This is a genomic window from Neobacillus cucumis (assembly GCF_016908975.1).
Classification (GTDB): domain Bacteria; phylum Bacillota; class Bacilli; order Bacillales; family Cytobacillaceae; genus Neobacillus; species Neobacillus cucumis.
In genome coordinates, this window is record NZ_JAFBEX010000047.1 from 1 (window position 1) to 13,850 (window position 13,850).

15 protein-coding genes, 1 rRNA gene, 1 pseudogene and 1 riboswitch are annotated in these 13,850 nt (G+C 39.9%); of the genes and pseudogenes, 5 read left to right on the plus strand and 12 right to left on the minus strand.

The features are described from left to right. The 3 genes and pseudogenes from JOC76_RS29030 to JOC76_RS29040 all read right to left on the minus strand — a co-directional run. A 16S ribosomal RNA gene (locus tag JOC76_RS29030) occupies nucleotides 1-78 on the minus strand; the annotation flags it as partial. Nucleotides 79-415: 337 nt separating this feature from the next. Next, nucleotides 416-604 (minus strand): annotated as a pseudogene (locus tag JOC76_RS29035) (DNA-binding response regulator); the annotation flags it as partial. A gap of 571 nt (nucleotides 605-1,175) precedes the next feature. Then, nucleotides 1,176-1,322: a hypothetical protein gene (locus JOC76_RS29040; protein ID WP_205182257.1), complete on the minus strand. Its 147-nt coding sequence runs from the start codon at nucleotides 1,320-1,322 to the stop codon at nucleotides 1,176-1,178. Nucleotides 1,323-1,464: 142 nt separating this feature from the next. Between JOC76_RS29040 and JOC76_RS29045 the strand changes: the two genes are divergently transcribed. Beyond that, nucleotides 1,465-1,668 (plus strand): acyltransferase, encoded by a 204-nt coding sequence (locus JOC76_RS29045; RefSeq protein WP_205182258.1) that lies wholly within the window; start codon nucleotides 1,465-1,467, stop codon nucleotides 1,666-1,668. 246 nt (nucleotides 1,669-1,914) lie between these two features. On the opposite strand, the gene JOC76_RS29050 is transcribed toward JOC76_RS29045, so the two are convergent. Beyond that, nucleotides 1,915-2,079 (minus strand): hypothetical protein, encoded by a 165-nt coding sequence (locus JOC76_RS29050; protein WP_205182259.1) that lies wholly within the window; start codon nucleotides 2,077-2,079, stop codon nucleotides 1,915-1,917. A 50-nt stretch (nucleotides 2,080-2,129) separates the two neighbouring features. After that, nucleotides 2,130-2,216, minus strand: a riboswitch (cyclic di-GMP riboswitch). A 195-nt stretch (nucleotides 2,217-2,411) separates the two neighbouring features. Between JOC76_RS29050 and JOC76_RS29055 the strand changes: the two genes are divergently transcribed. Further along, on the plus strand, nucleotides 2,412-3,161 hold the full coding sequence (locus tag JOC76_RS29055; protein WP_205182260.1) for a M15 family metallopeptidase: 750 nt from the start codon (nucleotides 2,412-2,414) through the stop codon (nucleotides 3,159-3,161). 278 nt (nucleotides 3,162-3,439) lie between these two features. Here the strand turns inward: JOC76_RS29055 and JOC76_RS29060 are convergent, their stop codons facing one another. The 6 genes from JOC76_RS29060 to JOC76_RS29085 form a co-directional block, all read right to left on the minus strand. Further along, entirely contained in the window at nucleotides 3,440-4,621 is a 1,182-nt protein-coding gene (locus JOC76_RS29060; RefSeq protein WP_205182261.1) for a toxic anion resistance protein, read from the minus strand. Further along, nucleotides 4,618-5,274: a 5-bromo-4-chloroindolyl phosphate hydrolysis family protein gene (locus JOC76_RS29065; protein ID WP_205182262.1), complete on the minus strand. Its 657-nt coding sequence runs from the start codon at nucleotides 5,272-5,274 to the stop codon at nucleotides 4,618-4,620. The genes JOC76_RS29060 and JOC76_RS29065 overlap by 4 nt, the downstream gene beginning before the upstream one ends. A gap of 294 nt (nucleotides 5,275-5,568) precedes the next feature. Continuing rightward, nucleotides 5,569-5,955, minus strand: a complete 387-nt coding sequence (gene gloA2, locus JOC76_RS29070; RefSeq protein ID WP_205182263.1) for an SMU1112c/YaeR family gloxylase I-like metalloprotein — start codon at nucleotides 5,953-5,955, stop codon at nucleotides 5,569-5,571. A 145-nt stretch (nucleotides 5,956-6,100) separates the two neighbouring features. Then, the gene (gene wecB, locus JOC76_RS29075; RefSeq protein ID WP_205182264.1) at nucleotides 6,101-7,228 is read right to left on the minus strand and encodes a non-hydrolyzing UDP-N-acetylglucosamine 2-epimerase; all 1,128 of its coding nucleotides are present in this window, start codon (nucleotides 7,226-7,228) and stop codon (nucleotides 6,101-6,103) included. Nucleotides 7,229-7,344: 116 nt separating this feature from the next. Beyond that, a complete protein-coding gene (locus JOC76_RS29080; RefSeq protein ID WP_205182265.1) occupies nucleotides 7,345-9,333 on the minus strand; it encodes a galactosyltransferase-related protein in 1,989 nt (662 codons plus the stop codon). Nucleotides 9,334-9,367: 34 nt separating this feature from the next. Next, a complete protein-coding gene (locus JOC76_RS29085) occupies nucleotides 9,368-10,171 on the minus strand; it encodes a UTP--glucose-1-phosphate uridylyltransferase (RefSeq protein WP_205182266.1) in 804 nt (267 codons plus the stop codon). 259 nt (nucleotides 10,172-10,430) lie between these two features. Between JOC76_RS29085 and JOC76_RS29090 the strand changes: the two genes are divergently transcribed. From JOC76_RS29090 to JOC76_RS29100, 3 genes are all read left to right on the plus strand, one after another. Further along, complete coding sequence (locus JOC76_RS29090) at nucleotides 10,431-10,862, plus strand: ATP-binding protein (RefSeq protein WP_205182267.1); 432 nt, start codon at nucleotides 10,431-10,433, stop codon at nucleotides 10,860-10,862. A 30-nt stretch (nucleotides 10,863-10,892) separates the two neighbouring features. Beyond that, nucleotides 10,893-11,792, plus strand: a complete 900-nt coding sequence (locus tag JOC76_RS29095) for an ROK family protein (RefSeq protein ID WP_205182268.1) — start codon at nucleotides 10,893-10,895, stop codon at nucleotides 11,790-11,792. 196 nt (nucleotides 11,793-11,988) lie between these two features. Next, entirely contained in the window at nucleotides 11,989-13,392 is a 1,404-nt protein-coding gene (locus tag JOC76_RS29100; RefSeq protein WP_205182269.1) for a trypsin-like peptidase domain-containing protein, read from the plus strand. A 119-nt stretch (nucleotides 13,393-13,511) separates the two neighbouring features. On the opposite strand, the gene JOC76_RS30665 is transcribed toward JOC76_RS29100, so the two are convergent. Then, nucleotides 13,512-13,634, minus strand: coding sequence for a hypothetical protein (locus tag JOC76_RS30665; protein WP_275591433.1), 123 nt, complete (start codon nucleotides 13,632-13,634; stop codon nucleotides 13,512-13,514). Between the two features lie 10 nt (nucleotides 13,635-13,644). Continuing rightward, nucleotides 13,645-13,806, minus strand: a complete 162-nt coding sequence (locus tag JOC76_RS29105) for a hypothetical protein (RefSeq protein ID WP_205182270.1) — start codon at nucleotides 13,804-13,806, stop codon at nucleotides 13,645-13,647. Nucleotides 13,807-13,850: the final 44 nt, after the last annotated feature.

The window sequence follows — 13,850 nt, forward strand, 5'->3', positions numbered from 1 at the left end:
CCTATTGATTCGCTCGACTTGCATGTATTAGGCACGCCGCCAGCGTTCGTCCTGAGCCAGGATCAAACTCTCCAAGAAAGTTGATTAGCTCATTTGATACGTTGACTCGTATTCTTCATTATATAATAGAAGAAACACGATTAATTATTGTTTGTTGACGTTTTTGTTTGTTTAGTTTTCAAAGAACAATTTTTAAGACAACTTTTATATCGTATCATCTTTTAATTTCGTTGTCAACATTTATTTCGTTTGCATCAGCGACAACTTTTATATCATACCAAAAATACTTTTAATCTGTCAACAACTTTTTAAATGTTTACTAGTCTCGCTGACAGCTTTTAAATAATATCACCCACCGTATCAAAAAGCAACTACTTTTTAATAAAATAGTAACAGGCACCATTAACACTACGGATGATAGGTAGAGTTCAGAGGTGATTTCTTTGGTTGTGCCCTCTAAAGCTGCTAATCTTAGAATCTCTCGTTCTTTTACTGTTAATGGATTTTCATCACAGATAACATCAAAGGTGAGTTCTGGACTGAAGACTCGTTTACCATCCATTCCTTTTCGAATTGTTTCTGTAAGATCAACAATTTCCCCATCTATACTTTTCGGCACACCCATCCCATCATCTTGGATCACAAGATTCACTTTTTTCTTCCAGAATCGTAACTACAATAGTACAATGCGTGGCACGGCTATACTTTACAACAATTGAAAAAGATAAATCATCTACGGCTGTATATGTTGAAATGACTTGGTTACATTTGTTAAGCTTTAAATTCTATTCATATGGAACACCTCCAGCTTTCTTGATTTTATTTTATGATGCCAGGGAGGTATTTCAGGTGACAATTGTCATTTTATTATTGGGGTGCAGGTAGATAGACTCAGGAAATTTATGCGTGTTTGGCGATTTTTTCCACAGGTTATTAACATATTACAAGTATCTGTCCACAACAATTAAAAAGTTATCAACATTTATTAGTTATTTTTCCACAATATTTGTGAATATCTTCTGAATATTTGGTGCAATTACCACAGTTTTTTTAGATACCCACAATAGTAGCTTATTTTTCCACAAAACACACTACTTTATCCACAAACCAGGCTTCCATATCCACAATTCCTACTAATTTGTCCACAAGAAAACCTAGAACAGTTCTAGGTCTTTTCACGTAGTTTGGTTTTTTCCTTCTTGAGATGTTGTTTGATCGCTTTGTTGGACAATTTCCTCCAGCTCGCCCGTATCTCCTTTGGCATTGATAATTTCAAAAATCTGATTCAGTCCTTCACTTGTTTGATCCTTTTCGTCTTTCATACAACTCTCTCCTTTTTCTTGCGACTATTTTCCCGTTTTCATGAATGTCGAAAACATCTGAAGACAAGCTGACAAGTTTCATCTTTTTTCACTTATAGTATTTGCTATTCTTTAAAGAAATAATAGATAGGGGGATAAATAAATGTACTTTGAATCATTGTTGGACGCTGTACTAGGAGAAAGACAAATTTTCCATATTATCGAGTGCCCTGTCTGTGGTTTAGAAGAAATTTATTATGAACATTGCGGGACCAAGAGATTGATTGGCAAAGCATGCCGCAATTGTAACTTTGTTCAGAAATTCGAAGAAAGGCGTAAGCGCCTTGATCAGCCCCGACAAGCATAAGACGCTCCCAAAAAGAAGGCGCTTTTTGCCTTCATTTTGGGAGTGGCTTATGACCTCGAGGGGCTAGGCGCTGGAGCTAGACAATTCTCAAAGTCGAAATTTATACCTCCTTATCTTCGAACAAAAAAGCGGAATCACCCGTTCTACAACGTATGGATTGGAGCAGATTGACTGAGGTCCATTCTCAAAGTGATTTTTTAAAATTAAAAGCCTAGGAACGGATCCTAGGCTTCCTTTTTAAGTTCACTACAATTTTAACCCGATTTCGATTGCTTTACGGTTATGATAGGTAGCTTTGACTTTTAGTTTCATCCTTAATTCTTCACTCAAACAATCCTGCTGCAGTAATTGATTGTGACGATGAAGGAATAAATGATAATAGTATTTTCCCTTAATGAGTACTTTTAACACATGGAAACCTCCTCCATTGTGGTTTACGTAAATCGCAGGAATTTGTCATGTTCGGTAACTGGCGAGCATCGTTTAACACAAACATTAGCCCCTATAGTATGCGTCACCATCTTTCAATGGTTTTGCCGTTCGAACGATTAATGTACTTATACAAAATATAAGGATCCTTTTTAGAAATGAAAAGAGACTTTGGACCCATCGACACGTCCTATGGTTTTAGGAAAAATTCAAACCTATTTAAAGACTTATACTCTCTAGGAGATTATGACGTTTTAAAGTAATTCATTCTGTCCATTATGTTAAGGAAATGAATTTTTTTAAAGAGGACGTATATGATGACGAAAATACTTTTATTCATGTTCTGTATCATAGGGCTTGCTTTCCCATTGGGTGGCTGCTCATTGAAGGAGCCTTTTGCTGATGATCAACCGACCTCTCCCAGCAAAAATATGACAAAAGTACAAAATGAGGGAAACGAGGGTGGTATAGGGGTGGATTCAGACCCTTCAGCGATTCCAGTGCTTGTCAATAAGTATCATAAGCTGCCCGATAGTTTTAAACCGAGTGATTTGGTGTACCCTGACATTCCGTTTGTTTTTAAAGAGAAACTGGAGAAACGCAAGATGCGCAGGAAAGCCGCGCAAGCGATTGAAGAGTTGTTTGCCGGGGCCAAACAAGATGGAGTGAGCCTTCTTGGCGTGTCGGCTTATCGTTCTTATGCCGTCCAAACGGCTTTGTTTAACCGTTATGCAAGCATAGACGGAGTTAAGGCCGCTAAGAAATACAGTGCAGTGCCGGGGACGAGTGAGCATGAGACAGGCCTTGCGATTGATGTAACGGGCGGCGACGGAAAATGTGCTGCCGAAGATTGTTTTGCTGGGACGAAAGCCGCCAAATGGCTCGGGAAACATGCCGACGAATATGGCTTTATCATCCGCTATCCGAAGGGAAAAGAAGCAATCACAGGCTACCAATACGAGCCATGGCATTTACGCTATGTCGGCAAAACAATCGCCAAAGAAATAACAAAAAAGAACATCACCCTCGAAGAATATTTCGAAACCGTTCAGGTAAATAAATAAGAAAAGCGCAAGCGCCTTGGTCAGCCACGATATAGGGCGACTTGTCGACTGACCAGCGAAAGCAGGGTCAAAGACTAGTCGCCCTTAATGCGTACAGAAAGCGGTAGCTTTCTGTAGCCAAGCATAAGACGCTCCCAAAAAGAAGGCGTTTGTTGCCTTCATTTTGGGAGTGGCTGTAGACCATCGAGGGGCTAGGCGCTGGAGCTAGACAATTCTCAAAAAAAGGGTGACAGGCACCATTTGCAACCTCTAGATAGTAGCAATGGTGCCTGTCACCCTTATTTGTTTCCTTTTATATCGAGGAGTTTTAACCGAAGGTCGTTTTCCATGTTGGCAAGTTCTTGTTCGGCAAGTCGGCGTTTGTGACGGCCTTCTTCTTGTATCCGCATCGTTTCTTCTAATGTGCTGATTAAGTTTTCCTGTGTTTTCTTTAATGTTTCGATATCGACCAATCCGCGTTCATTTTCTTTCGCGGTCTCAATCGTATTGGTTTTCAACATTTCCGCATTCTTTAATAGAAGCTCATTGGTGGTTTTGGACACCATTTTCTGGGCCTCAACCGCATGACGCTGTCGGATTAACGTTAAGGCAATCGCCACTTGGTTTTTCCATAATGGAATGGCGGTCATGATGGAGGATTGAATTTTTTCCACTAGCGCTTGGTTCGTATTTTGGATTAGCCGAATTTGCGGCGCACTTTGGATCGTAATCTCCCGGCTTAATTTCAAATCATGAAGGCGCTTGTCTAATCGGTCGGCAAATTGAATCATGTCATTAACTTCTTGGAACTTCATTTGATCATTAGTCACTTCAGCTTCTTTTTTTAACCCCGGAATAATCTTCGTTTCCATTTCTTCGAGTTTGATTTCTCCCGCTGCAATATAAATATTCAGGGCATGAAAGTATTCCTTGTTCGTATCGTACAGCTGCTCTAATAGTTTAATATCCGATAGCAGCAGGTTTTTACTGCGCTCTAGTTTCACACTGATCCGGTCGATCTGTGCTCCTGTTTTTTGATATTTAGAGAGAACTTCTTGAATGGAGCTTGAAATTTTACCAAACATACGAGCAAATAAGGATGGCTTCCCATCCTTTAATTCATCAGGATTCACCTCATTTAACCTTTTCATCAGATCATTAATGATTTCCCCGATTTCGCCTACATCCTGTTTCTGGACGTGTTCAAGCATCGTATGAGAGAACGATAAGAGCTTTCCTTGAGCTTGAGTGCCATACGAAATCATCGCCTGGTGGTTGGCGGGATCAATTTGCTCGGCAAGTTGTCGGGCCTTGACCCGATTTTCCTCTGGGATGACATCAATTAACTTAACAGGTCTTGCTTCATTTATTTCTGTCGTTTTTTTGGGCGTCAGTTCAAACGGGCTGGAATCGCCAAACGGATTGGCAAGGATATCATCTAATAAGTCCCCCGATTTCGGAGAGGAATGTTGTTCACTCATTTTAGCCACCTATTTTCTTCAGGAAATTTTAATTCCTTTTTCTTTTGAATCGTGTGTTTTGCCACATCAATTTCGAAATTTAACGTGTTGATATCATCAGAGATGACGTGGTATAAATCGTCCTCTACTACTTTAGTTAATTCAATTAATGTTTTCCGCGTTTCAATGAGGGACTGCCCCATCTCGCTGTTTTGTTTGGGCTGTGAAGAAATGAAACTATATTTTTCAGTCAGTTCAACGAGGGAGTCAAGATGGGAGAAATAAAATTCCTCGGCCTTGTAGAATCGCTTTGGCTCCTTCATGGTCATCTTGTGTATTTTTTTGGTGATTCGATTGATGTCAATTCGCTGTTTGACTGTATGGATATCCCGGATATGGAAGATGCTTTTATTCAGGCGTCTGATTTTCTGTTTGGCCTCTTTTAGGTTTTTCTTAATATAGCGATATTCTTTCCTTGATAGCTGATGCTTTTTTAAATAGCTGATGTTTTGGAATAATGACAGAATGACATGGGTAAGTACTCCGCTTAGTATGGCAATGAAGGTGGCTCCCCAAAAGGTATAATCAAGTGGAATGTAACAGATTAACCATGTAATAACCGTAACGGGAACGGCCACAAACGAGCGGATTAGGAATGCAACAATTGGGTTCATTTGGATCGACTCCTGACTATTTATCCTTTATATTGATACGAAATAAGTAAATGAATGTTTCAAAAACCTAAAAACTTCAGCTATATAGAAGAATATGACATTCACTACTTCCACAATACATGAAAAAACTCCTGCACGCCATAGACCACAAACGGAAAGAACTCTAAGACTTAAGACGTATTTATTAGAGAAAAGGTTACATTGATTCAAAGGAGAAAATAGGGGGAGCTGAGGGATAGAAAGAGGAAACTCTATATTTATAGTGAAAGAGGGAGAAATGGTGACAGGCACCATTTATCTCTCATATAGTTCAAGCGGCAGACCATCTGGATCGTTGAAGAAGGTGTATTTTTTGTTGGTGAACGGATCGATACGGATGGGTTCTACCTTGATATCGTGTTTCACTAATTCAGCCACTTCTTCTTCGATATTGTCTACTTCAAACGCTAGGTGTCTTAAGCCCAATGCTTCAGGACGGTTCGGTCTTGCAGGAGGGTTGGGAAAGGAAAACAATTCGATTTGGTATTGACCACCTACTGCTAAATCCAACTTATAGGAGTCCCGTTCCTCCCGATACACTTCGCTAATCGGTGTAAGCCCTAAAATTCGAACATAAAAATCCTTTGATGTTTGATAATCAGAACAAATAACAGCCACGTGATGAATTTTCTTTAACTTCATGATTGATCTCCCTTTTAATGTGCTAACAATACCCGAGCCCTGCCTTTACCTTCATCCAAGACAAAAGGGCTCCCGTACATTATATCTTATCTTATCGTCCATCTAAACCATGAATTCACCTTTGTCCTCCTGAGATAGACAGTGTTCACAAGCGATGCCTGACACTAAAGTGTGAGAGGATGGCTTGGACGATTCGTTTGGAGGCGAATCCGTCTCCATATGGATTTGAAGCCTTCGCCATTTTGTCGTGGGCAGCCTTGTCTGAAACCAGTTCATCAGCTAAGCCAAAGATGTTCTCTTCATCCGTTCCTGCCAATTTCAATGTCCCTGCTTCAATCCCTTCAGGACGCTCGGTGGTATCCCGCAGCACGAGCACCGGTACTCCCAATGATGGTGCCTCCTCTTGCACACCACCAGAGTCAGTCAAAATCAGATAGGCCCTTGAAGCAAAGTTATGAAAATCAATAACATCTAACGGTTCAATCAGATGGATTCGATCATGATTTCCCAGAAACCGACCGGCAAGTTCACGAACAACTGGGTTCCTGTGCACAGGATAAACGACCTGTATATCCGCATGTTTGTCGACAAGGCGGCGGATCGCCCGGAACATATTCTCCATCGGTGTTCCAGTATTCTCCCTGCGATGCGCTGTCATTAATATGAGACGATCATTTCCGAGCTTATCTAATACTGGATGCGCATAATCTGGCCTTACCGTCGTTTTTAAGGCATCGATTGCTGTATTTCCCGTAATATAAATAGCTTCCTCGTTTTTATTTTCCAAGAGCAAATGACGCTTAGATTGGAGCGTGGGGGCAAAATGAAGATCGGCTAGCACCCCTGTCAATTGGCGGTTCATTTCCTCCGGGTATGGCGAATATTTATGATAAGTGCGAAGCCCTGCCTCCACATGTCCAATCGGGATAGCATGATAAAAAGCTGCTAAACTCGCCACAAACGTGGTAGTTGTATCCCCATGGACTAATACCATATCAGGCTTTACCTCCGCTAAAATCTTGTTTAATCCTTCTAAACTACGTGTCGTCACATCGATGAGCGATTGTCTTTCCTTCATAATATTTAAATCAAAATCAGGGGAAATTTGAAATATCGTTAAAACTTGATCGAGCATTTCACGGTGCTGAGCCGTAACCGTAACAATGGATTCTATTTCATCAGGATATTTTTCTAATTCCTTCACAAGCGGCGCCATTTTAATAGCCTCTGGTCTGGTTCCAAACACGGTCATTATCTTCCATTTTTTCTCCATCATAAGACCTCCAGGGACATGTATAAGGTCATTATACACTTGAAGCCTCTTCATCTGAAAATAATTTCCTAAAATACAGTTAGGCCTCCTACCCAAGGAGACCTAACTGTTCAAACTTATTCATCTTCTCTATTCGGAAAGACCTTATACCATTGATCACGGTCCAGTTCCCAATAAATATATTTACCGTCCCTCGTAAACACGATGATATGTTTTCCATCCGGAAGTTTACCGGCCATAATCGGCTCAATCTTTTCAAGTTGATAGATGGTTGGTCCATACCAAGGATAGTCATTGGCTTTGTTGTCCCTCAACCAAAAGCCGATATCACCATTATTTAGTTTACAGACCACCGCAAAATGCCCTGAATGATTTTCAAAGAAAAGTGGAATACCTGCCACATCTGTTGCAAATGTCTCACTTTTATACCATTTCCCCTTAGCTTGGCGATAATAGTGGGTCAACGTCGACCCAGAACGGACGACAAGCTCTTTATTCCCAAATTGCGTGTAAATTGGAATCGAAACCTCGTAATTTTGGGCATCCTCTTCATACCATGGATAATACTTGCTTTTGTACTTCTTGGTATTATGTTCATGTTCAAGGTGGAGAATTAATTTCCGTACGGGATCATCTTTATCACGCAAGATGGGATGACATAGGCAGCTGCTTTCAGAATCAGTAAGGCAGTACATCATTTCATCGATGGTAAAATAAGGGCGATAACGGATCATTTGTGTGTCCATTTTATTTGGGTACTTTTTTATTCTAAAACCAAGCTCTATAGCCATATTAACAAAAAAGATCTCATCAGTACCAAAGGAAGGGGTTTCGATTAAAGCATTTTTCAGAGTTTGCTTCCTTACTGGATCTAGCAATGCTTTCACAATAGGCCTAGAAATAACTTGGCCCACATTAAAGACTCCATAAAATGGATCCACATTAAATATTGCTTTCCATCTGTTAACGTCTTTCTTCAGTTCCTTTCCAATATACCAATCCTTTTCAGGGACACGCAGGTAGACCGCCATATAATCCGTATCCTGCATCTCAGATTGGATAAATTCTTCATATCCTTTCTTGATAAACAAAGCATCCGAATCAATATTAATAAAATACTCATACTCAATTCCCAGTTCTTCTAGCCATTCCATTACTTCGAGAAAATGAATCGTGGTCCAGCCCCGTTTTAACTTGTGGCTTGTTGGGCAAACCGGTACACCTAAACCCTCGCAAAGGGCCGGATCATTCCCGCCATTGTATAAAACGAATGTACTGTTAGGGCAATAATAGCGGACATTTTCAATCAGCTCTTTGACTAACTCTCGATCTTCATGAACAAGAATCGCAAAACAAATTTTACTTTTAGGTGATTCTGGTAGAATTTTTTCATTATTTACTAGAGCAGCATTTAGCTTTTTTTCTTGAATGAGCTCCAACATCTTTTCCTTGTTCCCACTAGCAGATTCATAACGATGCAGAAGTCTGCCATTTTCCCTACCGTGAGGATTGGTTTGATAGCTAGAAGCTGGGTGCCACAGATGGAACACTTTCCCCTTTATATTGATTAGGTCTCCACAGATCGTCCTAGCTGCATGGGAAAAAGCATCATCTTCTCCCCCCCAGCCAATAAATCGCTCATCAAAACCTCCGACTGCTTCGAAGTTCTCTCGAGAAATAACAATGAGTTTACCAGCAAATCCTTCATAGACCCAATTAGATCTATAAGCATATTCCGATTTTATGTTTAACGGCCAAGCTGGTTTGGTTTTAAGTAATTTCTCTGTACCATATTGTTCGACATTATAGACATCCGTAAATGGGACGACAAATCCTCCTTTTTCTAGCAGTGGAATCGACTCTAAAATAAGGTTAGGATCATATACTACATCCGCATCGGCGATGACCAAAATATCTCTGGTGGCGTTTTTAGCTGCCAGGTTAATCGCTCTCGATTTATTGATTTCCTTGTCATATATTATTCCTATACATAATTCTGCTTCAGGCATGGTACTGGCATAATAACGTTTAATCCATTCAAACGCCTTAGCCCTTGGACCATAATCCGATTGAAAAGGAATAATAATTGAAACATTCTCAAACAATTTCTCTCGCTCCTTTTATATAGAAATCACTGATTTATGATTTCTGACCCATTATTTTTATGAGCTCAATATATTCCTCTAACTTACCAATATCATAACGATCTCCGGATATGATTTTTCCATATACCGACTCATATTCAATCAAACCCTTTATCGCATCTGTCAGTTGTAATTCCCCGTCGACGCCTTCCATTAATTGCTCGAGGTGTTGAAAAATTTGAGGAGTGAAAATATACCTTCCGATAACAGCTAAGTCTGAAGGAGGGTTTTCTTTAGGCTTTTCTACTATACCTTCAATTTGAATAAGGTCTGTTTGTGCATCGCCTCGAATTACCCCATAATTCTGTAATTGATCTTCTTTTACTTTCTTTAGGCCTAATACACTGCTATGAGTATCCTGATAGATATCAATTAACTGTTGAAGAGCAGGAGTTCCATCGGAAATAACAAAGTCATCGGGTAATAGAACACCAAACGGTTCATTTCCTACAAATTGTTTTCCGAGTCGAATCGCGTCCCCAAGTCCCTTTGCATAATATTGTTTCATAAAGAAAATATCGATTTTGGGAAGTTCTAAATGTTGTAGCAGATGCTGTTTATTTTTATTTTTTAAAAAGGTCTCTAACTCCATGGAATGATCAAAATAGTCCAATATCGCATGTTTGGAGTTAGAGATGATAATTAATAATTGTTCAATCCCCGATTGAACAGCCTCCTCAACGATATAATGGATCGCTGGTTTTAAACCTATGGGAAACATTTCTTTAGGAATTGCTTTTGTAATCGGAAGACTTCGGGTACCGTATCCTGCAGCAGGGATAATCGCTTTCCTCACCATTGTTTTTCCTCACCTTCTTTGTATTGGAGATAGATACTAATCTATAGATAATTTATAGGTATGTAGCTTGCCAATTTTTAGATACGGCTTGTATCCCAAGCCCATACAAAAAATTTAATATAATCAGGCAAATGCACTAATTTCCGAATGAAATCAGGTGAAGAAACCCTGTCAAATTACTTTTGAGTTGCATTTCATAAAGTAATGGAAAGAAGTTTATTGTTTTTTTCAATAGATCGAAGGTAAGGAGAGAGTGTGTGTGAAACTGGCAATTATGTGCGGGATGCCGCTAAGTGGGAAATCCACCTACTGCAAATCGCTCCAAAGCAAGGGGTGGGTACGAGTATCCCTTGATGATATTAGGTTAGCTTTACATGGCGAAAGATATAAAGCTGAGGCTGAGCCGCTTGTGTGGGAAAGTGCTGAGCTCATGGTCCGATCTCTATTAAAAAGTGGTCATAAAGTGATTGTCGATACCACAAACCGGACTAGGGACCGTCGTAAAAGGTGGCGAAAGGTGGCGAAGGAGTTCGGACTGACTTTAAAAATTTACGTGGTGGAAACGGATTATGAAACATGTAAACAACGAAACAGGGAACTAAAACGATTAGATGATACGGTATTAAAACAAATTTATCAGGAATTTGAAAATCCTACTGCTGATGAGGGAACCATTATAAGAATTAATTAGCAGCATAAAACGACAATAGGGGGAAGTAAAATGAAAAAGTTTATTGCTTTTGATATTGGCGGGACCAAAGTAAAACACGGGTTACTAACAGAGAATGGAAAGTTTCTATCAAAAGGAATCTATGATACTCCCTCCAAAAATTTAGATACGTTCCTTGAATTGATGGTAGATACGATTAGGACATATACCATAGATACAGCTGTGTCAGGTGTTGCCATTAGTTTACCTGGTTTTATCGATCCTTACACAGGCTATTCAGAAAAAGCGGGAGCTATTACGGTTTTAAATGGCCAAAATCTTAAAAGATTACTAGGAACTAAACTCTCTCTCCCTATTGAAATTGAAAATGACGGAAATTGTGCGGCTATAGCAGAAAAAATTAGTGGCAACGCCCAAGATTGCAAGGATTTTATTTGTGTGACAGTGGGCACAGGAATTGGCGGTGGGATTTTTATCAATGGGAAGCTTTTGCGCGGACACGCCTTTAAAAGTGGCGAATTTGGATTTATGATTACCCAATCCCAAGGCACGGAGAAAATATTGCATACCAATGCTTCTACTACAGCGTTAATTAATTCTTATAAAAGGCTTAAGGGTATGAATGAATGGCAGAAAGTGGACGGGGAGACCATTTTATTCGAAACGACAAACGATTATGCCGTTAGACAACTAGTCGAGGAATGGACCCGAAGCATTAGCTATGGAATTTTCAACCTAGCTGCTACATTAAATCCAGAAAAAATCTTAATTGGCGGTGGCATTTTTACCCAGCCAGGTTTGATTTATTTGGTTAATCAACACCTTGAACAGCTTTCTTGGTGGAAGGAAATACAAATCCCTATTGAAAGTTGTAAACATCAAAATGACGCTGGAATGTTAGGGGCTATGTACTATTTAAAACAAAAACTACGCAGAAGACGCTCATCGTAAGATTAATTTTAAAAAACCTCGTAAGGAACCTACAGTTCAAACATCTCCTTGGCGGATTTTAATTCCCTTTTTAGTTCTTTAGTCTCAAAAAAATTTAATGAATTTTTAATTCATTAACATAAGACAATTTTCCAATCCATATCAATGGAATATATTGCAAAGTGAATTTTAAAATCAGCCAAGAGGTGAATTTACTTTGAAAAAAAGGGCCTTTTTTACCATTCCGCTAAGTTTGCTGCTTATTGCAGTGATTGTCGCCTCCTTTTTCCTCATTAATATCCAACCAGCGAAAGGAAATATTACGCAGGCACAAAAGCTTGCTGAATTCACGAAACCGGCGGTCGTTCGAATCGTCGATTATGCTGTAGTCAGCTGGCAATTTAACAATCCCAATGATCCTGAAGTCGCGGCCATACTTGAACAATTGAATAATCAAACGGTAGTGGGCGGATCTGGGTCTGGGGCTATTATCAGCTCTGATGGCTATATTGTCACCAATGCGCATGTAGTGGAAGCCACGCAAAAGAAAGATGAAGATATTGCGAATGATGCATTTGAACAAGTAGTCTCAACGGTTGCTGATTATTTTAAAGTTGATTATGAGACTGCCTATAACTACATGGTGTCATACACCCAATACACGGAAATTAAAAGAGTATTAAAGGTTGTTCTACCAGGTGGGGATGTTTTAGATGGAGAGGTTAAAAGCTATGGCGCCCCTATTAATGAAGGAAAAGATGTTGCTGTTTTAAAAATTGAAGGAAAAAATCTGCCTACGATCCCTCTAGGAAATTCTGATAACATTCAAAACCAAGATAATATTTGGGTAAGCGGTTATCCTGCCGCAGCGGATTCTGATCTTTTATCACCGGATTCATCATTGGTATCCTCGATGAACGCTGGGCAAATTTCTGCCACTTCGAAAAAGACGGAACAAGGAAGCCCAGTTATTCAAATTAATGCGGCAGCCACACACGGGAACAGCGGTGGTCCAGTCATTAATAACAAAGGGCAAATCGTCGGCTTGTTAACCTTCAGAGGTGATACGGTCAATGGCCAAGAGGTCCAAGGTTTTAATTTTGCTGTACCGGTTAATACGGTCAAGGAGTTTGTGAATCAAGCTGGAGTCAGAAATACCAAGAGTGAGACGGATACGCTATATCAGGAAGGTTTGGAATTATATTGGGGCGGTTATTATAAGGATGCCCTAGAAAAATTCGAAGCGGTGCAACGGATTTATCCAAATCACTCGGAGATTAAACAATATATTGCCAATGCCGAGAAGAAGGTCGACAGCAGTAAAACACTTTGGTCCGATTATGCGACCACCTTCTATATTGTTGATGGTGTAGCAGGATTGCTTGTTCTTATCTTGTTAGTATTTACGTTTGTCGGAGGTAAATCGAAAGGGTCCTCTGAGGCAGATGCTGTACCTTCCGCGGGGCCTGGACCGGCACCTATAGCACCAGAACAGACACCGCCTGCGGCACCAGAAAATACTCTTCAAGACCTAAATAATGATGGCAAAATCGACGTCGAAGACATCCTTCTCGCCCTCCAAGAACACCAGAAAAAACAACAGAAAAAAGATGAAGAATAAGATGTGATGATGGGTGCCTTCCACTGAATAATAAACGGTGCCTGTCACCATTATTACGATTCTTAACTAGGGTGCAGTGTTTTCATTGCACCTGTTTATTTTGTGGTCTTGCATGTATGTCAGCAGTATTTGTTCAATGGGGATAATCCATTTTGGTCACGCATTAGCTTATTTTCATGGGTAGTTGGCTCATTTCGGGCAGGTATTGGCTCATTTTTTGGCATCATTGGATTTTTTACCATTTATAACCAATTATACCATCATCAAAAAACCAAGCTTGCCACCTCGACCATACTCTAAGATGGCGGTTGGCTCATTTTCAAGGGGAAGTGGATCATTTCGGGCAGCCATTGGCCGATTTTTCCCCTTGATTGGCTCATTTCGGACAGGTATTGGCTCATTTTTTGGTATCATCGGATTTTTTACTATTTATAACCAATTATACTGTCATCAATAAG

What these genes read in the sequence shown, in the direction of transcription:
- JOC76_RS29055 (WP_205182260.1), top strand. Translation starts at nt 2,412, where the DNA reads ATGATGACGAAAATACTTTTATTCATGTTCTGTATCATAGGGCTTGCT.
- JOC76_RS29040 (WP_205182257.1), bottom strand. Translation starts at nt 1,322, where the DNA reads ATGAAAGACGAAAAGGATCAAACAAGTGAAGGACTGAATCAGATTTTT.
- JOC76_RS29095 (WP_205182268.1), top strand. Translation starts at nt 10,893, where the DNA reads ATGAAAAAGTTTATTGCTTTTGATATTGGCGGGACCAAAGTAAAACAC.
- gloA2 (WP_205182263.1), bottom strand. Translation starts at nt 5,955, where the DNA reads ATGAAGTTAAAGAAAATTCATCACGTGGCTGTTATTTGTTCTGATTAT.
- JOC76_RS29045 (WP_205182258.1), top strand. Translation starts at nt 1,465, where the DNA reads ATGTACTTTGAATCATTGTTGGACGCTGTACTAGGAGAAAGACAAATT.
- JOC76_RS29060 (WP_205182261.1), bottom strand. Translation starts at nt 4,621, where the DNA reads ATGAGTGAACAACATTCCTCTCCGAAATCGGGGGACTTATTAGATGAT.
- JOC76_RS29065 (WP_205182262.1), bottom strand. Translation starts at nt 5,274, where the DNA reads ATGAACCCAATTGTTGCATTCCTAATCCGCTCGTTTGTGGCCGTTCCC.
- JOC76_RS30665 (WP_275591433.1), bottom strand. Translation starts at nt 13,634, where the DNA reads ATGGTAAAAAATCCAATGATGCCAAAAAATGAGCCAATACCTGCCCGA.
- JOC76_RS29085 (WP_205182266.1), bottom strand. Translation starts at nt 10,171, where the DNA reads ATGGTGAGGAAAGCGATTATCCCTGCTGCAGGATACGGTACCCGAAGT.
- JOC76_RS29105 (WP_205182270.1), bottom strand. Translation starts at nt 13,806, where the DNA reads ATGATACCAAAAAATGAGCCAATACCTGTCCGAAATGAGCCAATCAAG.
- wecB (WP_205182264.1), bottom strand. Translation starts at nt 7,228, where the DNA reads ATGGAGAAAAAATGGAAGATAATGACCGTGTTTGGAACCAGACCAGAG.